The 24008-nt window shown below is 36.9% G+C and carries 16 protein-coding genes; 12 read left to right on the top strand and 4 right to left on the bottom strand.

The annotated features are described in order from the left end of the window. Positions 1–58: 58 nt before the first annotated feature. From D1093_RS06555 to D1093_RS06565, 3 genes are all read left to right on the top strand, one after another. Entirely contained in the window at positions 59–346 is a 288-nt protein-coding gene (locus tag D1093_RS06555) for an FAD assembly factor SdhE (RefSeq protein WP_120101482.1), read from the top strand. 5 nt (positions 347–351) lie between these two features. After that, positions 352–3852 carry a transcription-repair coupling factor gene (mfd, locus tag D1093_RS06560; protein ID WP_120101484.1) on the top strand — a complete coding sequence of 1167 codons (3501 nt, stop codon included), beginning with the start codon at positions 352–354 and terminating at the stop codon, positions 3850–3852. A gap of 879 nt (positions 3853–4731) precedes the next feature. Further along, on the top strand, positions 4732–5343 hold the full coding sequence (locus tag D1093_RS06565) for an invasion associated locus B family protein (RefSeq protein ID WP_005773576.1): 612 nt from the start codon (positions 4732–4734) through the stop codon (positions 5341–5343). 89 nt (positions 5344–5432) lie between these two features. On the opposite strand, the gene D1093_RS06570 is transcribed toward D1093_RS06565, so the two are convergent. Continuing rightward, positions 5433–8063 (bottom strand): Rne/Rng family ribonuclease, encoded by a 2631-nt coding sequence (locus D1093_RS06570; protein ID WP_120101486.1) that lies wholly within the window; start codon positions 8061–8063, stop codon positions 5433–5435. 611 nt (positions 8064–8674) lie between these two features. On the opposite strand from D1093_RS06570, the gene D1093_RS06575 reads away from it, so the two are divergent. The 3 genes from D1093_RS06575 (at position 8675) to prfB (ending at position 13841) form a co-directional block, all read left to right on the top strand. Continuing rightward, positions 8675–9904 (top strand): N-acetylmuramoyl-L-alanine amidase, encoded by a 1230-nt coding sequence (locus D1093_RS06575; RefSeq protein ID WP_120101494.1) that lies wholly within the window; start codon positions 8675–8677, stop codon positions 9902–9904. 170 nt (positions 9905–10074) lie between these two features. Then, a complete protein-coding gene (locus D1093_RS06580; protein ID WP_120101496.1) occupies positions 10075–12543 on the top strand; it encodes a penicillin-binding protein 1A in 2469 nt (822 codons plus the stop codon). A gap of 169 nt (positions 12544–12712) precedes the next feature. Further along, a protein-coding gene (gene prfB, locus D1093_RS06585; RefSeq protein ID WP_120101498.1) for a peptide chain release factor 2 occupies positions 12713–13841 on the top strand; the annotation gives its coding sequence in 2 pieces (ribosomal slippage) (positions 12713–12781 and positions 12783–13841; 1128 coding nt in all). Between the two features lie 370 nt (positions 13842–14211). Here prfB and D1093_RS06590 read toward each other — a convergent pair. From D1093_RS06590 to D1093_RS06600, 3 genes are all read right to left on the bottom strand, one after another. Beyond that, a complete protein-coding gene (locus D1093_RS06590) occupies positions 14212–14697 on the bottom strand; it encodes a peroxiredoxin (protein ID WP_174767400.1) in 486 nt (161 codons plus the stop codon). A gap of 214 nt (positions 14698–14911) precedes the next feature. Continuing rightward, a complete protein-coding gene (gene tyrS, locus D1093_RS06595; protein ID WP_120101500.1) occupies positions 14912–16165 on the bottom strand; it encodes a tyrosine--tRNA ligase in 1254 nt (417 codons plus the stop codon). A gap of 326 nt (positions 16166–16491) precedes the next feature. After that, a complete protein-coding gene (locus tag D1093_RS06600; RefSeq protein WP_012231761.1) occupies positions 16492–17172 on the bottom strand; it encodes an alpha/beta hydrolase in 681 nt (226 codons plus the stop codon). Positions 17173–17334: 162 nt separating this feature from the next. Between D1093_RS06600 and D1093_RS06605 the strand changes: the two genes are divergently transcribed. From D1093_RS06605 to D1093_RS06630, 6 genes are all read left to right on the top strand, one after another. Then, positions 17335–18480 carry a cysteine desulfurase family protein gene (locus D1093_RS06605; RefSeq protein WP_120101502.1) on the top strand — a complete coding sequence of 382 codons (1146 nt, stop codon included), beginning with the start codon at positions 17335–17337 and terminating at the stop codon, positions 18478–18480. Positions 18481–18650: 170 nt separating this feature from the next. Then, positions 18651–20162: a Fe-S cluster assembly protein SufB gene (gene sufB, locus D1093_RS06610; protein WP_120101504.1), complete on the top strand. Its 1512-nt coding sequence runs from the start codon at positions 18651–18653 to the stop codon at positions 20160–20162. Positions 20163–20322: 160 nt separating this feature from the next. Beyond that, entirely contained in the window at positions 20323–21078 is a 756-nt protein-coding gene (sufC, locus tag D1093_RS06615) for a Fe-S cluster assembly ATPase SufC (RefSeq protein WP_012231758.1), read from the top strand. A gap of 11 nt (positions 21079–21089) precedes the next feature. Beyond that, complete coding sequence (gene sufD / locus D1093_RS06620; RefSeq protein ID WP_120101506.1) at positions 21090–22355, top strand: Fe-S cluster assembly protein SufD; 1266 nt, start codon at positions 21090–21092, stop codon at positions 22353–22355. A 10-nt stretch (positions 22356–22365) separates the two neighbouring features. Next, the gene (locus D1093_RS06625; protein WP_120102373.1) at positions 22366–23610 is read left to right on the top strand and encodes a cysteine desulfurase; all 1245 of its coding nucleotides are present in this window, start codon (positions 22366–22368) and stop codon (positions 23608–23610) included. Next, positions 23603–24004, top strand: a complete 402-nt coding sequence (locus D1093_RS06630; protein ID WP_120101507.1) for an SUF system Fe-S cluster assembly protein — start codon at positions 23603–23605, stop codon at positions 24002–24004. The genes D1093_RS06625 and D1093_RS06630 overlap by 8 nt, the downstream gene beginning before the upstream one ends. Positions 24005–24008: the final 4 nt, after the last annotated feature.

Consider the following 24008-nt stretch of genomic DNA (forward strand, 5'->3'; position numbering starts at 1 on the left):
TATAAATTTTATACGACTAATTGAATGGTTTATATTACTTTATTCAAGGAGACTTTTTATGACAGCTTTTGTCAACGACAAAAATCAATTGGATATACGTCGTCGCCGATTGATTTTTCGCGCATGGCATCGCGGTATTCGTGAAATGGATCTCATTTTTGGACATTATGTTAATGCTCATATCACTGGAATGAATGATAAAACACTCTCTGAACTTGAGTATATTATGTCTTTTGATGATCGCGACTTACTCACATGGATTACCGGAGAAATTACACCACCCTCTGAAATTAATAGTCCTCTTTTTCGTGATATTGCCAATTATCGTACTTATTTAACTTATTGATTTAAATGCCTATATTTAAAAAAAATATCATTCCTTCCAATAGTCCTGCTCATATGATTTTTGATGGCATTACTGATGGATTTGAAGCCTTTGCCCTTGCTAAATTAAGTTCAGAAATTGCACAGGGTAAACCACTCATCTATGTTGTCCGAGACGGAACAAAAATTGCACACTTAAAACAAGTTTTAAATTTTATTGAGCCCAATTTGCCCGTCCTTCAATTTCCTGCATGGGATTGTTTGCCTTATGATCGCGTGTCACCAGGAATTGCTATTATGGCACGTCGACTATCAGCATTGGCACGCCTGGCCAATTTACGTCAAAATCCACATTCTGCAATTATCCTAACAACAGCCAATGCAATTATGCAAAAGTTGCCTCCTCGTGAAATGATAGAAGCTCAGCTTATTCATGCACATGTTGGCCAGCGCCATAACATGGGACATTTCATTCAATTCCTAGAAACTAATGGTTTTGAACGCGTTACGGTTGTCCGCGATGTTGGTGAGTTTGCTGTAAGAGGAGGGATACTTGATATCTTTTCTCCTATGGATATCCAGCCTTTACGTCTTGATTTTTTTGGAGATACCCTAGAAAGCATCCGTGTATTTGATCCAGAAAGTCAAAGAACAACACGCCAAAAAACTGAACTTTTATTACAGGCAATGAGCGAGGTTGTTTTGACAGATGAATGCATCAGCCGTTTTAAAAGCAATTATACCCGTACATTTGGTGTATCACAAAAAAATAACATGCTTTATGAAGCACTTGCTCAAGGTCGGCGTTTTGCTGGTATGGAACATTGGCTCCCATTTTTTTATGAAAGCCTTGATACTTTTTTTGATCATTGTGGCAATTTACCGCTTGTTTTTGAACATCTCATAGAAGAAGTTTTCGTTGAGCGTTATCGCCTTATTGAAGACTATTATAACGCGCGTAAAGAGCGCGAAAATGATAAAGAAAATACGACGTCTTATCATCCGATAGATCCTAGTCTTCTCTACTTAACGCCAGAGCGTGTTTTGGAGTGTGTGCAACAATTTTCACAGCGTATTGATTTTTCGCCTTTTAATATTCCACAAAGTTTGGAACAAACAGTTATTCACACACAAGTAAAACAGGGATATGATTTTGTAAAAGAGCGTAATGCGCAAGAAAAGAATGTTTTTTCAAGTGTTATTGATCACATCGCATCTTTACGTGCTGCTGGCAAAAAAGTACTTTTAGCGTGTTGGAGTGAAGGTTCTCTCAATCGTTTGGTACAAGTTCTTGACGAGCATGGATTGAAAAAAATAGATGTTGTAAAATCCTTGCAAACTGTCAAAGCAACACCACGAGATCGCATATTAGCAGCTGTTATCATGATAGAACATGGTTTTGAAGCTGAAGATTTAGCTATTATAGCAGAGCAAGATATTTTGGGTGATCGCTTCATAAGATCACCAAAGCGGCGTAAGAATAATACAAATTTTATTTCTGAGATTTCTGCTTTAAATTCTGGTGATCTTGTTGTGCATATTGATCATGGTATTGGCCAATTTGTTGGTCTAAAAACCATCACTACGACTGGAATTTTACGAGATTGTCTTGAAATTAAATATGCTGGAGGTGATTTACTCTTTTTACCTGTTGAAAATATTGAGCTTCTTTCACGTTATGGTTCAGAAGGAACAGAGGTAACTTTAGACAAATTAGGGGGTGTGGCTTGGCAAGCACGTAAAGCTCGGCTTAAAAAACATTTATTGGAAATGGCAGGGCAATTAATTCGTATAGCTGCGGAGCGTGCGACCCGTGCTGCGCCTACTTTACTTCCACCAGTTGGACCATTTGATGAGTTTGTTGCTGGTTTTCCTTATGAAGAGACAGAAGATCAAATGAACGCCATTGATGCCGTTTTGGATGATTTAGCCTCAGGAAAGCCGATGGATCGCTTGATATGCGGTGATGTTGGCTTTGGAAAAACCGAAGTGGCTATTCGAAGTGCTTTTGTTGCAGCATTAAATGGATATCAAGTTGCTGTTGTTGTACCGACAACTTTGCTTTCACGTCAACATTACAAGACGTTTATTTCCCGTTTTCAAGGATTACCGGTTAAAATTGGTCATGCTTCAAGGCTTGTAAAAACGAAAGAACTTGCACAAGTTAAAAAAGGGATTTCAGATGGTACAATCGATATCGTCATTGGAACCCATGCGTTATTAAGTGGTGCAGTCAATTTTTTACGGTTAGGTCTTCTTATCATTGATGAGGAGCAACATTTTGGGGTAAAACACAAAGAGCGTTTAAAAGAGCTTAAAAGTGATATTCACGTTCTTACACTTTCAGCAACCCCCATACCACGAACTTTAGGATTGGCATTATCAGGAGTCCGTGAACTTTCATTAATTACCACGCCACCCATTGATAGAATGGCGGTTCGTACTTTTATTTCACCATTTGATGCACTTGTTATACGCGAAACTTTGCTTCGAGAATATTATCGTGGTGGACAAAGTTTCTATGTTTGTCCTCGTATTTCTGATCTGGCTTTTGTAGAAGAATATCTCAAAACTCATGTTCCAGAACTCAAATTTGTTATAGCTCATGGACAAATGCCGGCTGGGCAACTTGATGATATTATGAATGCATTTTACGATGGACAATACGATGTTTTGCTATCAACAACCATTATTGAATCGGGTCTTGATATTCCAACAGCCAATACATTAATTGTGCATCGCGCTGAGATGTTTGGTCTTTCTGCACTTTACCAGTTACGAGGAAGGGTAGGGCGCTCAAAACAACGTGCTTATGCACTCTTTACATTTCCTTCTGGTAAAGTTTTAACATCTGCAGCTGATCGTCGTCTTAAGGTGTTACAATCTCTTGATACATTGGGGGCTGGATTTCAATTGGCAAGTCACGATATGGATATTCGTGGTTCAGGAAATTTTTTAGGTGAAGAACAATCAGGACATATCAAAGAAGTTGGATTTGAACTCTATCAAAAAATGCTCGAAGAAGCTGTTGCTGAATTAAAAGATGGAGAGCTAAGTGAGGATAAGCAATGGTCACCTCAAATTTCACTCGCTACAACCGTGATGATACCAGAAAGTTTTGTGCCTGACTTATCATTACGTATGGGGCTTTATCGACGCTTGACAGAACTCGAGAATTTAGAACAAATTGATGAGTTTGCAGCCGAGTTAATCGATCGTTTTGGTCCTTTACCTCTTGAAGTTCAACACATTCTTAAAGTTTTTCATATCAAAATATTGTGTCGAAAAGCTCATGTAGAAAAATTGGATGCTGGACCAAAGGGGATTGTCATACAGTTTCGCAATAACTATTTTGCCGATAGTGTTGCTCTTGTTCAGTGGGTGGGAAAACAAGGTTCAATGGCAAAAATTCGTCCAGATCAAAGTATTGCTCTTATTCGGGATTGGGCTACAGTTGATGAAAGACTTATTGGAGCAGCAACGATTATGACTGAGTTGGTAGAAATGGCAGAAAAACATTCTGTTTAAAGCAGTTCCTCTACTTTTCAGAATTATTCTATAAAAATAACCGATTATTGATTTTTTATAAGAAAAAAATTTAAGATTATAATAAAAGAATCCCTTACATATTTATTTATGGTTCTTTATTATAACACGTATTGATACAATAAAGAAAAATAGCTTAGATCGTGTAACTGCAATAATAGCATTTGCATATAAGTATTTTCTGCAAGTTCTCTAAAAAGAAAAATTTAAATTAAGATAGTATGCTGTCTTCATTACGTAGTTTTTACTACGAAAGCGGTTTTATGACAGAAGCATACCACTATTGTTTGATAAATAGGGTTAGAAAAGTGCCCACAGAAAAAAATCCTTACAATTTTTCAAAAGCTGCAGATTAGGAATGTATTTAGTTTATCAAGTGTCCTTATAATTTAACTCTATCCTTTTCAGTTATACTACGGACATATAAAACACAAATTTTATCTAATATTTTGGAGCTTCATGCACTGCAATATTTGTTTCTAAAACCTTATAAGCTAACATGTAGAATAATAAGTGTAAAAAATTGAAATTTATAAGATTTTTAGAAGTGCATAGGAGTTTATTTTAATTGATATTGCAATATTGATTCGTTTGTGTAATCTTAGCATAATTGCACAGAGGTGTTTTATGGATAAATTGCATCAAATACCCGTGTGATAAAGAGGGGAAAGCTATATGGGTATATAAAAGTTTACATAGATCGTCGTAGTTTTTCTCTAAATTTGACTTTTTTTTTTATATTGAAGTAAAAGTAATGAAATTAATTTTTATTTCATTATTATTTAATAAAATTTAAATTGGAACTTTACTTAATATTTTTTTGAAATTACTTAAAAGCGCGTTGAAAGGATTAACTTAAACATGTCGCATAAAAATTTTTATTCTGCTGTTTCAGTATTAGTTGGAGCAGCTGCCCTTTTTCTTGTAGCTAGTATTTCTGCAAATGCGCAGACTTTGTCGCAAGGTTGGTACAAAGTTTGCAGTAAGCAGCATGATGTTGATATTTGTAATACAATGAATACTGTATTATCGAATACGGGACAACCTTTAACGGCTTTTAATCTTGTTGAAATAAAAGGGAAGCAAAATGAAAAACGTATAGGTATTCAAGTGCCTACAGGTCGTTTTTTGCCAGAAGGTGTTCACATTCAAATAGGTGATGGCTTCTCTAAAAAAATTCCTTATATCATTTGTAATGGACCAAGTTGTATTGCCAATGATGTTTTAGATGATAAGCTTATTGCGGCTATGAAAAGTGGTACAAAAATGGTTGTAACCACTGTTAATTTCCGTGGTTCAGCTAATCCTATTGAATTTTCTCTTAATGGATTTACAGCGGCGTATACCGGTCCTGGTATGGAAGAAAAAGATTTCCAACAAGAGCAAATAAAGCTGCAGCAAGCTATTCAATCAAATCAAAAAGAAATTGAAGAGCGTATGCGGGCTGAGCAAGAGAAAGCAAAACAAAAATAATACACACAAGTCCATAGAATTAGTTTAAACTTTTTCTATGATTGTTTATTGAGACCGCCACAAAAAATTGTGGCGGTTTCTTTTTATTGTTAATTTTTTGAAAGAGTTCTACGTTTCCACCAACCAATACGCGCAGTTTTAGGAGAATCATGAGATGTTGATGAAATAACAACAGGTTGGTTGATTGTTTCTTCAATTGGGGAAGGAGAAGTTTCGACAGTTCTCTCCACCTTCATATCAGTTTCTTTCTCTAATGTTTTTTCTATTTCTGTTGTTTCTTTAGAGGATGAATTTTTACGTGTTCTACGTGTTGATTTCTTAGTGTTTTCAGGGGGGGTATCCTCACCTTCATGAACAGATTTTGCTGCTTTTTTTGCTCTAATTTTACGTACCGAACTGCTTTTAGGCTTTTCTTCAAGAGATTTTTGTTCTACGATATTTTGATCATTCTCTAGAGAAAGATTATTTTCTACCGCCTTTGAAGAACGTGTTCTACGTGTTTTACGTTTAAAATTTGTCTCATTTTTTGTTGTTTCATCTTGCTGTTGTACATCGAGAGCTTGCGTATCATCTTTTATTTCTTCAGGTTTAGAAGATTGAGTAGATGGAACACGACGTTTGCGGTGTGCTGCTTTAATTTCTGCTAAAGCCTGCTGAGCAAAATCTCCTACTGGTTCTGCGTAAGGAATGCGAATCTGATGAAGATTATTATCTTGATTGCGTCGACCACCACGACGTCCTCGACGGCGTCCTCGACGATAAGAATCATCACTCAATGTCTCTTCTTTTTTATGAACGGTGGAAAGAGACGGATCAGTAATTTCATCGTGGCGATTTTTGCGTCGAGGCTTTTGTTTTGTTTCAATGGGAGGAGAATTGTCAATAGATTCACTTTTTATGAAAATAGAATCTTCAATTTCTTGCTTATTGTCATCTTCCAATGGAGATTGAGAAATACTTTCTGCTATTGTGCCTTTAGAAATAACAAGATGTTGCGTTCCAATACTATCATCTGCTTCAATACTAATATTAAGTTTAAAGCGTGTTTCTAAATTAACAAGAATATTGCGTTTATGATTTAACACATAAAGCGCTGTTGCTACGGGTGTGCGCACAATAATATTATGTTGCGAATTATGAAGAAGATATTCTTCAATGGAGCGCATAACATGTAAAGCAATTGATGATTCAGAACGTATACTTCCTGTTCCTGCGCAATGGGGGCAGGGTTGTGTTGTACTTTCTAAAACTGATATGCGAATACGTTGACGGCTCATTTCTAAAAGGCCGAAATGTGAAATATGGCCAACTTGAATACGAGCACGATCATTTTTTAAACAGTCTTTTAATTTTTTTTCGACTAATCGCACATTGCGTTCTTCAAGCATGTCAATAAAATCAATCACGATTAAACCAGCAAGGTCACGTAAGCGTAATTGACGCGCTACTTCTTCTGCAGCTTCAAGGTTTGTTTGTAAAGCTGTCTTTTCAACAGAGAATTCTCTCGTAGAACGTCCAGAATTGACGTCAATAGCAACAAGTGCTTCTGTTTGATTAATAACAAGATATCCCCCAGATTTTAAAGAAACTTGTGGTTGCAACATTTTATCAAGCTGAATTTCAATATTATTTCTTGCAAAAATAGGTGTAGGATCGCGATAAGGTTGCACAACTTTTGCATGACTTGGCATAAGCATACGCATAAAGTCTTTCGCTTCACGATATCCTTGGTCTCCAGAGACAAGAATTTCACTAATGTTCTTATCATAAAGATCTCGTATAGAACGCTTTATAAGATTACTTTCTTCATGAACAAGGCATGGTGCCGTTGACTCGAGTGTCAAAGTGCGAATCGTATCCCATAACCGCATAAGATATTCATAATCGCGCTTAATTTCAGCTTTTGTTCTATTAGCGCCAGCAGTTCGTAAGATAACGCCCATCCCCTTTGGAACGGCTAATTCTTTTACGATTTCTTTAAGACGCTTACGGTCTTGCACATTCGTAATTTTTCGTGAAATACCACCACCGCGTGCTGTGTTGGGCATGAGAACAGAATAACGACCTGCTAGAGAGAGATATGTTGTAAGGGCGGCACCTTTATTTCCACGTTCTTCCTTGATGACTTGCACCAACAAAATTTGACGGCGTTTAATTACTTCTTGAATTTTATACTGGCGCCCTTGTTTTCTTTGATATGTTGGGAGTTCTTCACGGATGTCTTCAGCACCGACCATTTCGATCTCATCATAAGAAACATCGGCATTTAATATCTCTTCTGTATGGTCAATAGTTACAGCTTCGGAGGTATTATCATTTTCAACATCGGCTGCTATAGCATTGTTTTTCGCATTTTTCTTTGTTCTTCTGGAGCGTTTTTTATTTTTAGTTGTTTCTTCCGTAAAAACATCTGTTGGATTTTCTCCTACAGCTGCCTTTTCTTCTTCTTCAAGAAGAGCAAGGCGATCAGCAATAGGAATTTGATAATAATCAGGATGAATTTCAGAAAATGTTAAAAAACCATGTCGGTTTCCACCATATTCAACAAACGCTGCTTGGAGAGATGGTTCTACACGCGTAATACGTGCAAGATAAATATTCCCCTTGAGCTGTTTTTTATGTTCTGATTCAAAATCAAGTTCTTCAATTTTGTTGCCGTGAACAACAACAACACGTGTTTCCTCCGGATGAGAGGCATCTATAAGCATTTTGTTTGACATAAGTTAATATCCTGAAGGCGACATGCCCAATTTTATTCAAACGAACGATGTAATTATTCGTAGATGTAAAGAGCTGTCTGCCATAAAAGGGAGGTACCAGAAAAACAGGATGGAACACCACGTGTAGATGCATAACTGCATTTACACCATTTCTCATCATTATCCCCATCTGTTTCTTACGACTCATATTTCTTAAAAGTCTCTGGTAAAATAATCTTTAAAACAGTTCAGATACCCGAACCAACGAATCTTAAATAATGCAATCCTAATTTTATAACATAGAAATTTTTCATCCATAACAAAGTCTCAACGCATAATATGCCACAACCCCTTTAAAGATAACTTACTATGAGTTACAGATAATTAGATCGATTATCAGCTAGGAAGCACCAATATTCTTTTATGTTGATATCATACGTTTGGCAAGTAACAATGTAAATCATGTATCATGATAATATTTTTATGACCGTAATTTCATTTTTGAGTGTTTATAATGAAAGGGCTTAACATTTATTGAAAATAGAAAATAAATCTGGTGTATTGTTTTTATATAACCGAGATAAATTATTACAAATATTGTGTAGACTACTTTGCTTATGATAAGAGGGCTTATGATAAGAGTTTTTTTTACCCAACAGCTGAAAACAGCCTATTGGGATGTTATTGTGCAATTCATATGCTTTTTATTATTCTTTTTGTTATGCCAAACTGGTGTTCAAGCTGCGGATCCTTTGAAACTTATCAATTTTCGAACCATTGGTGATAGTGCTCATACACGTATAATTGCGCTTTTCAATTCAAAACCAAATATTCGTTTGCAGATTTTGGATAGGCCTGCACGTTTGGTTATCAATTTACCTACAATTGACTTTTCAATGCAAAATATGCCTTTAAAGAAACAAAATGCATTGTCCGTTATGCTCTCAGATGTCCGTTATGCTTTCTCTGACATACAAACTTCACGCATTATTTTGACAAGCAGAACAGCTTTTGTTGTTGAAAAAAGTATCGTAAAAAAATTAGACAGTGGTTTATGGCAGTTGCTGGTTGATATTCGTAAAAGTACACAAGAAAAATTTGATAAGATATTAAAGAGCCAGCAAAGGAGAAATTTTGATACAAAACTACCGTTGATTCCGGCGCAAAATTTTCGTGTTGTTCTTGATCCTGGTCATGGTGGTATTGATGGTGGTGCGCGAGGGGTCACTGGAATTTTAGAAAAAGATGTAACTTTAGATTTTGCACGTGCATTGCGAGAAGAATTACAAAAAGACCCGCATATTAGCGTTGCTTTAACGCGTGATTCTAATATTTTTTTAAGATTAAGCGAAAGAGTTAAAAAAGCGCAAGAATTTGATGCTGATCTTTTTATATCCATTCATGCGGATACGATTGATGTTCATTCTCTTCGCGGTGCTACAGTGTATACCATATCAGATAAAGCTTCTGATGCCATTGCAAAATCTTTAGCTGAAAGTGAAAATAAAGTTGATTTGCTTGATGGTTTGCCTGCAGATGAAACGCTTGAAGTTACAGATATCTTGATGGATCTTACACGGCGTGAAACGCATACATTTTCGGTTAATTTTGCAAATAGTGTTATTTCAAGTTTATCGAAGAGTCATATCAACTTAATCAATAATCCTCATCGCTATGCTAATTTTCAAGTTTTAAGAGCTTCAGATATCCCTTCTGTCTTGATAGAGATCGGGTATCTATCCAATAAAGAGGATGAAAAGTTATTAAACGATCCTCATTGGAGAAAACAAATGGCTCTCTCAATTGCTCATTCTATTCGTCAATTCGCTGAATATAGACAGAAAATGGTACAGCCTCTTTAAATTTATAAGAAAATAGAGTAATTAATATGGGATTTTAGTTTACCCTAGTATAAATATAAAAATAGAAAACAAATTTTCTTTTTCTCAATCTTGTGGTGATATCCACGTGGTGTGATTGAAATAACATATTTTTTCTTTAATCAATTCTTAAGAAAGCGATAGCCGTTTTTATGATAATTTTTTTTAAATATCTTCTTCGTTTTTTTGTTGCCACTGGACTTTGTGGCGCAATAACATGGGGTGTTATGACGAGTGGTCAAGCAAACGCACTTCCTGATTATGAAGTTCTTTCACTTTATGAGCCACCGGTAATGACCCGTGTTCATGCTTCTGATGGCCGTCTTATGGCAGAGTTTGCAACAAAACACCGCCTTTATTTACCGATACAATCAATCCCAAAGCTTGTTAAAGATGCTTTTATTTCGGCTGAAGATAAAAATTTTTATCACCATTTTGGTTTAGATCCCGAAGGACTTTCTCGAGCTTTGATCAATAATATTCGTAATATTGGTTCTGGAAGGCGTCCAGAAGGCGCATCAACCATAACGCAACAAGTCGCTAAAAACTTTCTTTTAAGTTCGGAAACAACATTAGAGCGTAAATTTAAGGAAGCTATTTTAGCAATGCGTATTGAGAAAACTTACTCAAAAGATCATATTCTCGAACTTTATCTCAATGAAATTTATTTGGGGCGTGGTACTTATGGTATAGCTGCTGCCTCTTTGACCTATTTCAATAAATCCGTCAATGATTTGACGTTAGAACAATGTGCTTATTTGGCGGCTCTTCCAAAAGGACCAGCAAATTATGATCCATTTAAGAATACACAGCGTGCTATTGATCGGCGCAATTGGGTTATAGACCGGATGGTTGCAAATGGGTATGTAACGCGTGCACAAGGCGAAAAAGCAAAAGCTAAGCCTTTGGGAGCGACAATACGCGGGAGCGATAACTATGTTTTTGCGGCTGATTACTTTACTGAAGAAGTGCGTCGCCGTTTAATGCATCGCTATGGGGCTAAAACACTTTATGAAGGTGGGCTGTCTATTCGTACAACGCTTGATCCGCATTTACAAATGATTGCTCGGCGGGCTTTGCAAAATGGATTAATTAAATTTGATCATGCACATGGATGGCGTGGAGCTTATGCGCATATTGATAAGAAAGATGATGATTGGGGGGCTGAGCTTGCAAATATCACAGGGTTAAGTGATGTTCCTGAATGGCGTTTAGCGGTTGTTCTTTCTGCAAATCCTAATAAAATAGAGATTGGTTTACAACCGCAGCGTGAAGCTTCGGGTATGCTCTCAAAAAAACGAGAAATTGCTGTTTTATCTGAAGCTGATTCAAAATGGGCACTTCATATTGTGAAAGAAAATGGTTATCGAAGAACTGTTCAGAGCTTGTCTCATGTTCTGCAAGTTGGAGATGTCATTTTTGTTGAAAAACTACCCAATACAAACAACACTTATCGTTTGCAACAAATCCCTAAGGTTGAAGGTGCAATTGTTGCCATGGAACCGCACACAGGGCGCGTTCTTGCAATGGTGGGAGGTTTTTCTTTTGCTGCGTCTGAATTTAATCGTGCAACACAAGCTTATCGTCAGGCTGGTTCTGCATTTAAGCCTATTGTGTACTCAGCGGCACTTGATAATGGGTATACACCAGCATCCGTTATTTTAGATGGTCCCATTGAAGTTCGCCAATATAATGGTGAGGTTTGGCAACCTAAAAATTATGGTGGTACCTTTGCAGGTCCTTCAACACTGCGTTATGGTATTGAGCATTCTCGCAATCTTATGACAGTACGGCTTGCCAATGATATGGGAATGCCTCTTGTCGCTGAATATGCAGAACGTTTTGGCGTGGTCGATAAATTGCAACCTTATCTCCCTATGGCCCTAGGAGCGGCTGAAACAACAGTTTTAAGAATGGTTACAGCTTATTCTGTCATAGCTAATGGGGGACGCTCTATTAAACCTTCTCTGATAGACCGAATTCAAGATCGTTATGGGAAGACAATTTATCGTCATGATGATCGTATTTGCGAAAATTGTAATGCGAATTCATGGAATAATCAAAGTGAACCGACTTTAATTGATGAGAGAGATCAAGTTCTTGACCCTATGACAGCTTATCAGATTACATCGATGATGGAAGGGGTTGTTCAGCGTGGTACTGCAGCGCGTTTACGTTATCTCAATAAACATATTGCCGCTAAAACAGGAACCACCAATGATTCTAAAGATGTCTGGTTTATGGGATTTACCCCTGACCTCGTCGTTGGAGTTTTTGTTGGTTATGATCAACCAGCATCGTTGGGATACAACGGGACGGGAAGTTCCTTGGCTGCCCCTATTTTTGGTGAATTTATGGAAGATGCTCTTAAAGGAAAGCCGGATGTTCCCTTTAAGATGCCGAAGGGTATGATTTTAATGCCAATTAATCGGAAAACCGGAATGCTTGCGGAAAGAGGAGATCAAGATGTCATTATAGAAGCATTTAAACCAGGAACTGGTCCTGCTGATATATATCAAGTCATTGGGGGTACGAATTCTTTTCAAGAAGGTGTTCCAGCAATAACCACTTCTCCACAAGTTAATAAAGCGCTTGAAAGTGGGACAGGGGGGCTGTATTAACCAACAAAATCTTCTTTGCCATGAGTCTTGGTTTTTGTCTATTTTTTATAGTGTTGATCCTGTAAATAAAATGATAAAATACGTGCCATTTTCTGATAGAAGCTATTAAATTTATATAAAATGCTAGAGACATAACCTGAAAGAGTATTAAAAAATACGGTGTTAAATTATGCGAGCAGAAATAGAGACATTAGTTGATGAAATCCAAAAAGCAATTCAGTTGCTAAGGGGGCATCTTTGACTGGGATCAATCACTAAAGCGTCTCGAATATCTTAATCAAAAAGCAGAAGATCCTACACTTTGGGATGATGCACAACGAGCACAGGATATGATGCGTGAGCGTCAACGTCTTGATGATTCAATCAATGGTCTTTTATCATTTACAAAAACACTTGAAGAATGCATTGAGCTCATTGCGATGGGTGAAGAAGAAAGCGATGTTGAAGTTATCGCTGATGCAGAAAATTCAATACGCAATCTTAAAAGTGAGATCGATAAAAGGCAAATCGATGTGCTTCTTTCAGGAGAGGCGGATTCCAATGATACTTATTTGGAAGTTCATGCTGGGGCTGGGGGAACAGAAAGTCAAGATTGGGCTTCTATGCTCTTACGCATGTATATGCGCTGGGCTGAACAGCATGAAATGAAGGTTGAAGTTTTAGAAATTCATGATGGAGAAGAAGCTGGAATAAAGTCAGCGACGATTCTTATAAAAGGGCATAATGCTTATGGATTGTTAAAAACAGAATCAGGCGTTCATCGTTTGGTACGAATTTCCCCATTTGATTCGAATGCAAAGCGCCATACCTCTTTTGCGAGCATTTGGGTTTATCCGGTTATTGATGACAATATTGAAGTTGATGTTTCAGAAGCAGATGTGCGTATTGATACCTATCGTGCATCGGGAGCAGGGGGACAACATGTTAATACGACAGATTCTGCCGTTCGCATCACACATATAAAAACGGGGATTGTTGTTCAGTGTCAAACTGAACGTTCTCAGCATAAAAATCGTGCGACGGCTTGGTCGATGTTGCGTGCCCGTCTTTATGAAGAAGAGCTCAAAAAAAGAGAAGAAGAAAACAGTGCTGTTGAATCTTCTAAAACAGAAATCGGATGGGGACATCAAATTAGATCTTATGTTCTTCAACCTTATCAACTTGTAAAAGACTTACGTACAGGGATTGAAAATACTGATCCACAATCCGTCCTTAATGGGAACTTAGATGCCTTTATAGAGGCAGCACTTTCTCAACGTATTTATGGAAAAGACAAGGAAATTGAGGATATTACTTAATTATATGATATGTCCCTTTTTCAATCCGTGCAGTTTTGTTTCTTTAAGCTATTCGGTTTACTAATATTATAACGTACAGATAACCCTTGATACATGAAAGATTCAAAGAGATATTTTTTTCGGTTCTTTTTTTCAAAGTTTTCTTTCATAAGCCAATCCTGCTTATGACAGGTGCAAGTATTTTTTTGATTAATTCAAGATAAGAAGGGGCTAAAAAGAGAAAAATTCATAATATTCAAGGAATTAATTTAAAGAATAAATAATCAGTTATTCTTATAAATAAGCATATTTTAAAAACTGAATCCATTGAAAAAATAAAATCTATTGGGGAGGGATTCTGTTGCTTTTAAAAGTATAGTATACCCCTCATTTATACACCATCATTACGATGTAAAAGCATTGCAGCAGCTAAAACGTTTTCAGCATGTCCAGATACGTTCACTTTGCGCCATTCTTCTGCGATTTTTCCATTTGCATCAATTAAAAAAGTGCTTCGTTCGACACCCATATATTTGCGTCCATACATGCTTTTTTCCACCCAAACACCATATGCTTCAAGGGTTGTTTTTTCTTCATCAGAAACCAAAATGATATCAAGTCCATGTTTTACTTTAAATTTATCGTGTTTTTTTACATTGTCTGGAGAAATGCCAATAACAGCAACACCAATTTCATCAAATTTCGTCTTTAATTTCGTAAAATCAAGAGCCTCGCTTGTACATCCACTCGTATCATCTTTGGGATAAAAATATAAAACAACAGGTTTGCCTCTAAAGTCAGAAAGACAGATTTTTTCCCCTCCATCGCGTGGCAAGTTAAAGTCAGGAGCAGGAGTCCCTTTCATTGATTTTGTCATGTTTTATCTTTCTTTTTGAGTGAAAAGATCAATGAGTAGCATACAGAGAAGGAATAAAGTTTCAACTCTCTAGAATACACCGATTTCAAAGACCTTTTTCTATCATGTAAAAATTATTCTGTCATAAAAATTCAATAAAAAATGAGTAAAGAAAGCGCAAGAAACACCCCTACCATGGATACAAAATCTATAAAACAAATGAGACATCAATAGATTATAGAGGTTTAATCAATATATGCTTTTTCTTACCAAAAGAAAGTTTAATGATTCCTTCTGCTGTGACATCTTTTTCAATAATAAGGTGTGTTTCGTCCTTTATTATTTGATCATTAACACGTATCCCTCCCCCTTGAATATGACGGCGCGCCTCACTGTTTGATTTTGCAAGTCCTGCTTTGACTAAAAGAGAGAGCAATCCAGTGCCTGTTTTTAATTCTATTGCACTCATTTCAACCGTTGGAAGATTTTCTCCAAGTGTTTTTTCTTCAAATGTTTTACGGGCAGTTTCTGCGGCTGCATCGGCGAGAGAACGCCCATGCAACATGGCTGTAACTTCAGTTGCAAGAATCTTTTTTGCCTCATTAATTTCAGTCCCTTGTAAGAGAGAAAGTTTAAGAATCTCATCCATGGGTAATGTCGTATAGAGCTTTAAAAATCGTGTTACATCAGCGTCTTCTGTATTACGCCAATATTGCCAGAATTGATAAGGTGAAAGCATATCGGCATTAAGCCACACCGCACCATTCAATGATTTACCCATTTTGGCACCGGAAGAGGTTGTCAGCAAGGGTGATGTTAATGCATATAATTGCGGTGTTCCTAAACGATGGCCCAATTCGATTCCGTTAATAATGTTGCCCCATTGATCAGAGCCCCCCATTTGCATACGCAAGCCATAACGTTTATAAAGTTCAACAAAATCATAAGCTTGCAGAATCATATAATTAAATTCTAAGAAGGACAAAGAGTGCTCACGCTCAAGTCTCAATCTGACAGAATCAAATGACAACATACGATTGACAGAAAAATGTTTTCCGACATCACGCAAAAATTTTAAGTAGTTTAAATTGCACAACCATTCCGCATTATTAACAATACAAGCATCGGTTTCTCGATCACCAAATGTTAAATAGTTAGCAAATACCTTTTTAATACCATCAATATTGGCTGCAATATCCTCTTGTGTTAGCAGTCGTCGTGCTTCATCTTTAAAGGAAGGATCACCGATCAATCCTGTCCCTCCGCCCATCAAAGCAATGGGGCGATGCCCCGTTTTTTGTAGCCAATAAAGCATCATAATCTGAAGAAGACTTCCAGCATGTAAGCTTGATGCTGTTGGATCAAATCCAGTATAAGCGCTTACCGTTTCTTTTGAAAAAAGATCATCTAAGCCTTTTTCATCCGAAATTTGGTGGATAAAACCACGTTCGCTCATAATGTGTAAAAAATCAGATTTAAAGGCAAACACAGAGTCAATTTCCTACTTTTAAGAGGGCAATCATTTTATATAATAGATGATTATATAATGGATCATTCATGCTTTATCTACCATAAATGACATATATCACAAGAGAACCAGACATATTGGTAATGAAGATAATAATACAGGCATTATTCTCTTTTTACGTTTAAAAAGGGAATTTAACGGAAACCAGTAAATAAAAAAGACACTCTTTTATCCTTATTGCTATCCTAAAATAAAATTTAGAAAAATCGCAAATATAGTCCCAAAAAATGATTTTGTTATGATCAGAAACGATTTTTGCTGATTTTTTATAAATCTTTCATGTTTTCCTAAGTGAGTGAAAGTATTTCAGGAGGAGAGCCTAGAAGTTCATTGGTGATGTGGTTATCCAAATAGTGGGCACATCGTTCAATCAGTTCTTCATGATATCCACTAAAAAAGTGATTAGCCCCTTCCAGTATTTCTTGTGTGATGATGATACCTTTTTGTGTTTTCAATTTATCAACAAGCAGTTGAACATCTTTAGGAGGGGCAACTTTATCGATACCACCATGAATGATAAGTCCAGAGGAGGGACAAGGTGCAAGAAATGAAAAGTCATAAACATTAGGCTGAGGGGCAACAGAGATAAATCCCTCAATTTCTGGTCGGCGCATTAAAAGCTGCATACCAATCCATGCTCCAAATGAATATCCCGCTACCCAGCAATTTTTAGAATCTGGATGTTGTGTTTGTACCCAATCGAGAGCTGCTGCAGCATCTGAAAGTTCTCCTATTCCATAATCAAATTCCCCTTGACTGCGACCAATACCACGAAAGTTAAAACGGAGAGTTGTAAAGCCACGTTGTTGGAACATATAAAAGAGATCATAGACAATTTTATGATTCATCGTTCCACCAAATTGGGGATGAGGATGCAAAATGATCGCAATGGGTGCATTTTTCTGTTGTGAAGGTTGATAACGCCCTTCGAGCCGACCGGCGGGACCGTTAAAAATAATTTCTGGCATAAAATGCTCCTTAAATGCTATAAAAGTCTCTCATTGACCTTGGTCCACTTTTACCATAGAATCTCTTAAATAATCATTAGATATTCTTTTTTAAGGGCACTTTTCAAGAAAATTGCGCTATTTTTTTTAATCAATTCATAAGATTAATGATTGCGATGTAAAATGGTTATAAAACGCCGATATTTTGATCATAACGCAACAACACCGCTCAAAAAAGTGGCGCGTATGGCGTTACTGGAATCTTTAGAGATATTTGGTAATCCATCATCTGTTCATAAGGAAGGACGTGCTGCTAAAACTTTATTGCAAAAGGCGCGTCGACAAATCGCTGAAAATCTTAAAACAGATCCAGATAACGTTGTTTTTACCTCTGGAGCGAGTGAAGCAGCAATGACTTTGTTAACACCCTTTTACACGATGGGGAATGCAAAGGTTCAATTTTCTCATCTTTACCTTGGAGCAACTGAACACCCTTCTCTTGCAGAAGGAGGGCGTTTTTCTAAAGAATTGATAAGTGTCATTGCTGTTGATCGAGATGGGCTTATTCAACAAGATAAATTAACCTCACTCTTAAAGATTCACGATAAAACAAAAGGTTTACCTCTTGTTGCTATTCAAGCTGCAAATAGTGAAACGGGCGTTATTCAACCGTTAAAAGAAATAGCTGCTATTGTTCGGAATTTAGGAGGCACTCTTGTTGTTGATTTGACTCAATATATCGATAAAAATTTCGTGGATATTAATCAGCTAGGAGGAGACTTTTTTATACTTTCTGCCCATAAAGTTGGCGGTCCTAAAGGAGTTGGTGCATTTGTTTCATGTGGTAATCTTCTCATGCCAACTCCTCTTATTACTGGGGGAGGACAAGAAAAAGGCTTTCGTGGAGGAACAGAAGCATTGCCCCTTATTGCTTCTTTTGGAGCAGCAATGGCTGATTGTTTCACAAAGGCAGAAATAAAACAGTTAATATATTTACGTGATAAATTAGAAGATGGACTCCAAAAAATAAGTCAAGGTATTGAAATATTTGGCAAAAAAGTTCAACGTTTGCCAAATACAACTTACTTTACCGTAAAAAATATAAAAGCTGAAACGATGCAAATTGCTTTTGATTTAGAAGGTTTTTCTGTATCGGCTGGTTCTGCTTGTTCTTCAGGAAAAGTAAAACAAAGCAAAGTTTTGGAAGCCATGGGGTATCATGTTCCAAATGGCGCCATTCGCATTTCGATAGGACGTGAGACAACCTCTGAAGATATTGATGATTTTCTATCGTTTTTTTCTCAAATGATAAACAAGAAAAAAGGATAAAATTCATCATGAGAAAATTATAAAATTAGAATTATTTTAAAAATAAAATAAGTTTTATTGAAATTTTCGCACTTTGCCTATAGCCTTAAGAAATAACGTGCTTAACTTTAATCTTGTAAAAACAAGACTGTTAATTACCGGTTTTTGATGCCAAAAAATGGAGAAGATTTATGCCGGCAGTACAAGAAACGATACGCCAAGTCCGTGAGATAGATGTTGACCAATATAAGTATGGCTTTGAAACGAAAATTAAAACGGATAAAGCGCCGAAAGGTTTGAATGAAGATATTATCAGATTTATTTCTGCTAAAAAAAATGAGCCTGAATGGATGCTAACATGGCGCTTACAAGCTTACCGCCGTTGGTTGACAATGCAAGAGCCACATTGGGCGCGTCTTGAGTATCCTAAAATTGATTTTCAGGAGCTTTATTATTATGCTGCCCCTAAAAATCATACAGGACCAAAATCTTTGGACGAAGTGGATCCTGAGTTATTAGCAACGTACGAAAAACTTGGCATTCCCCTTAAAGAACAAGAGATTTTGGCTGGGGTAAGAAAACAGTCTGATCCCTCTACGTTTGATGAAAGTGTGTCTGTATCGGGGCAGGTGGCTGTTGATGCGGTTTTTGATTCTGTTTCGGTTGTGACAACATTTAAAAAAGAGCTGGCGCGTGCGGGTGTAATTTTTTGCTCTATTTCAGAGGCGATTATTGAACATCCTGAGCTTATTAAAGAATATTTAGGAACCGTTGTACCAGTGGGGGATAATTATTATGCGGCCTTAAATGCAGCTGTCTTTACAGATGGTTCATTTGTTTATATTCCCAAAGGGGTTCGTTGTCCTATGGAGCTTTCAACTTACTTTAGGATTAATGAACGCAATACAGGGCAATTTGAGCGAACATTGATTATTGCTGCTGAAGATTCTTATGTTTCTTATCTTGAAGGGTGTACAGCTCCCCAACGTGATGAAAACCAACTTCATGCTGCTGTCGTTGAGCTTATTGCCCTTGAAAATGCAGAGATTAAATATTCTACAGTACAAAACTGGTACCCCGGCGATAAAGAGGGTAAGGGCGGTATTTATAATTTTGTGACGAAGCGTGGAGATTGTCGAGGACATAACTCTAAAATTTCATGGACACAAGTTGAGACCGGTTCTGCGATTACTTGGAAATATCCATCCTGTTTACTCCGTGGTGATAATGCGCGTGGAGAATTTTATTCCATTGCTGTTGCAAACGGTTACCAACAAATTGATTCCGGTACAAAAATGATTCATTTAGGAAAAAATACCTCTAGTCGTATTATTTCCAAAGGCATTTCTGCTGGTTTTTCAAATAACACTTATCGAGGACAAGTCACAGCATATCGAAAAGCGCAAAATGCACGTAATTTTACGCAATGTGATAGTTTGTTAATCGGAAATGATTGTGGGGCACATACAGTTCCTTATATTGAAGCAAAAAATGCAACAGCTCAGTTTGAACATGAAGCCACAACATCAAAAATTTCTGATGACCAACTTTTTTATGTTATGCAAAGAGGAATTCCCGAAGAAGAAGCTATCGCATTAATTGTCAATGGTTTTGTAAAAGAAGTTATTCAAAAACTTCCCATGGAATTTGCTGTTGAAGCACAAAAGCTTATTGGCATTAACCTTGAAGGAAGTGTTGGATAATTTTATTTAATGAGATAAATCGAAGACTTGATGCAAATAAGGCTATAATAGTAGAAAATAACGTAAAAGATAACTTCTATGGTGATCACAAAAAGAGATAGATGCTAAGGCAAAATGTATGCATTGGTATCTGAAAAAACAGCCAGAACAGGATTAAATGATGTTAGAGATAAAAAATTTGCGCGCCCGTATTGCTGGGACCGATACAGAAGTTATTCGTGGTTTAAATTTGACAGTTCAAGATGGAGAAGTTGCCGCGATTATGGGGCAAAATGGAGCTGGAAAATCGACTTTATCTTATTTGCTTGCTGGTCGTGATGATTATGAAATAACAGAAGGTGATATTCTCTATAATGGACAATCACTTTTAGAAATGGATCCAGCAGAACGTGCTGCATATGGTATTTTTCTTGCATTTCAATATCCAATGGAAATACCAGGGGTAGCAACGATGGAATTTTTAAAAGTTGCGATGAATTCTCAACGCAAAGCACGTGGTGATGAAGAACTTAAAATTCCTGAATTTATAAAACATGTTAAAGAGGTTTCAGCTAAGCTTGAAATAGATATGGACATGCTCAAACGTCCATTAAATGTAGGTTTTTCAGGGGGAGAAAAAAAACGTGCTGAAATTTTACAAATGGCACTTCTTGAACCTAAACTTTGCGTTTTAGATGAAACGGATTCTGGTTTGGATATTGATGCATTAAAAATTGTTGCAGATGGTGTTAATAAACTTCGGGATTCAAAACGTTCATTTTTAGTGATTACCCATTATCAACGACTGCTTAATTATATTATTCCTGATACGGTGCATGTTCTTTATAAAGGACGAATTATCAAAAGCGGAGACAAATCTTTAGCGCTGTATTTAGAGCAAAATGGGTATGCTGATCTTATCAGGGAAGCGGTTTGAGGTTATTGAATATGAAGGCACAGCAAAACTTGTTAGCGGTTGAAGAAGATATTATCAATAATTTCAATCAGTCTATCAACGACTTACCTGGTGATAAAGCTGTGCGGGCAATCCGCAAGAAAGCTATTGAGCAGTTTCAAACGACACGTCTTCCTTCTCGTAAAATCGAAAATTGGCATTATACCAACCTACGCACATTACTGAAATCTGTGAGTAATTTTTCAAAAGCTCAAGACAATCGATTGGTTGATACATTGCTTTCAGAAAGCGCTGTTTTTTCCATGAATAATGGAAAAACATCGACACAATCAAAAAAGCTAGACAATATTACAGTAAAACGCCTTTCAGATGCATTAGAAGATAATTCTATAAAGATAGATCAAAACATTTCTGATGAGGATTTTATTGGACAGTTAAATACAGCTTTCGTTACGGATGGTTGGCTTTTTGACATTCCTGAAAATACAAAGTTAAATATACCCATCGAATTACAAAATATACAAATGGGGGGACAATCCCATACTTTTTCAGACATAAAAGTTGATAAAAATAGTCAAGTTATGTTTGTTGAACATCAGGTTGGCAATGATCAAGATACTTTTGTCAGTTCAATATTTTCATTAAATATTGCCGCTAAGAGTGAGGTGACGTGGATTCTTATTCGCAATCGTGGTTTTAATTCTACACAGTTTGGCCGATTGCGTGCCGTTCTTGCTCAAGGAGCAAAATTATCACTTTATGTCATTAATATAGGGAGTCAACTCAATCGTCAGGAAGTCGATATTGAGTTACAGGGAGAAAAATCTGATTTTCAATTACGCGTTATAAATTTACTATCAGGACAAACCCATAGTGATCTTACAATGACCGTTCGTCACGTGGAAGAAAAGTCGACATCAACCGAAATTATACGCAATGTGGTTACAGATAAGGCAGTGGGTGTTTTTCAAGGGATAATACGGGTTGCTCAAAAAGCGCAAAAAACCGATGCACGCATGGCTTGTAATAGCCTTATCCTTTCAAATGATGCAGAATTTAACGCAAAGCCTGAATTGGAGATTTTTGCTGATGATGTTGCCTGTGGTCATGGCGCAACAGTTGCGAATATTAATCACGATTATCTTTTTTATCTCATGGCACGTGGTATCCCATTTAAAACAGCTCGTGCTCTTTTGATTAAAGGATTTATCTCTGAGCTCATTGATGACATCCAGCAAGAGAATATCCAGAATGTTTTGGAGAATATCATTGGTCAATGGCTTGCAAAAAATGTTTAAGAGAGAAAAAATGGAAAATGACATACAAACATTCAATTATAATGTTGACGAAATTCGACGTGATTTTCCTCTTTTGCATCATCAAGTTTATGGAAAGCGATTAGCCTATCTTGATAGTGGTGCTTCTGCTCAAAAACCGCAATCAGTACTCAATGCAATGAATAATTATTATCACTATCGTTATGCTAATGTGCATAGGGGAATGTATTTTTTAGCCAATGCAGCAACACAATCCTATGAAAATTCTCGTGAAACTGTTCGCCTTTTTCTAAATGCTCAAAAAGCTGAGGAAATTGTTTTTACGAAAAATGCAACGGAAGCGATTAATACTGTTGCTTATGGTTGGGCGATGCCCAAACTCAAGGAAGGAGATGAGATTGTTCTAACGATCATGGAACATCATTCAAATATTATTCCTTGGCATTTTCTTCGTGAACAAAAAGGGGTTAAACTTATTTTTGTTCCTGTTGATGAAAATGGAGTTCTGCATATTGAGGATTTTCAAAAGGCTTTAAGTGAGAAAACGCGGCTTGTTGCTATAACACATATGTCCAATATATTAGGAACTGTGCCTCCTGTTAAAGAGATTATTAAGCGAGCACATCAAAATTCTATTCCTGTTCTTGTTGATGGTTCTCAAGGAGCAATACATTTAAGCGTTGATGTGCAAGATCTCGATTGTGATTGGTATGTCTTTACAGGTCATAAGCTTTATGGTCCCACTGGTATTGGTGTTCTTTATGGTAAAGAACACCGGTTAGAGGAAATGCGTCCTTTTCAAGGGGGAGGAGAAATGATCGAGGTAGTAACAACCGACAAGGTTTCTTATAATGCTCCTCCTTATCGTTTTGAAGCAGGCACGCCTCCTATCGCTGAAGCTATTGGATTAGCGGCAGCTATTGATTATATACAAGAGAAAGGTCGTAGTACGATTCATGCGCATGAAATGTCCCTTTTAGCTTATGCGCATGAAAAACTTAAAACGGTCGAGTCATTGCGTATTTATGGTCATTCTCCCAATAAAGGAGCTATTATATCATTTGCAATTGAAGGAATTCACGCCCATGATATCGCTATGTTTATTGATAGAAAAGGGGTTGCAATACGCGCGGGAACCCATTGTGCACAGCCTTTATTACAGCGTTTTGGTCTAACATCTATTTGTCGCGCATCGTTTGCTATGTATAATACTCAAGAAGATGTAGATCAATTAGTCGAAGCATTGAAAGAAACAAGGACATTTTTTAATGGCTGAATCAGTTGAAGAGCGTCATTCTACAGAATCTGTTGAAACTGTAAGCGAAAATAAAAAATCTTACATATCAGCAATTCCAGCAGACGAAATTGATCGTATGACGAATGATATTATTGCTGCTCTTAAAACAGTTTATGATCCAGAAATTCCTGCTGATATTTATGAGCTAGGACTGATTTATCGTATTGATATTGAAGATGATCGTTCAGTAAAAATTGAAATGACTCTTACAGCGCCAGGCTGTCCTGTTGCTGGTGAAATGCCAGGATGGGTAGAAAATGCTGTCAGTGCTGTTGAAGGGGTTTCGCATGTTGAAGTCACTATGACTTTTGATCCACCATGGACACCTGAGTGTATGTCAGAAGAAGCGCAAATTGCTGTCGGATGGTACTAATAAT

The organism is Bartonella kosoyi, from assembly GCF_003606325.2.
GTDB classification, from domain to species: Bacteria; Pseudomonadota; Alphaproteobacteria; order Rhizobiales; family Rhizobiaceae; genus Bartonella; species Bartonella kosoyi.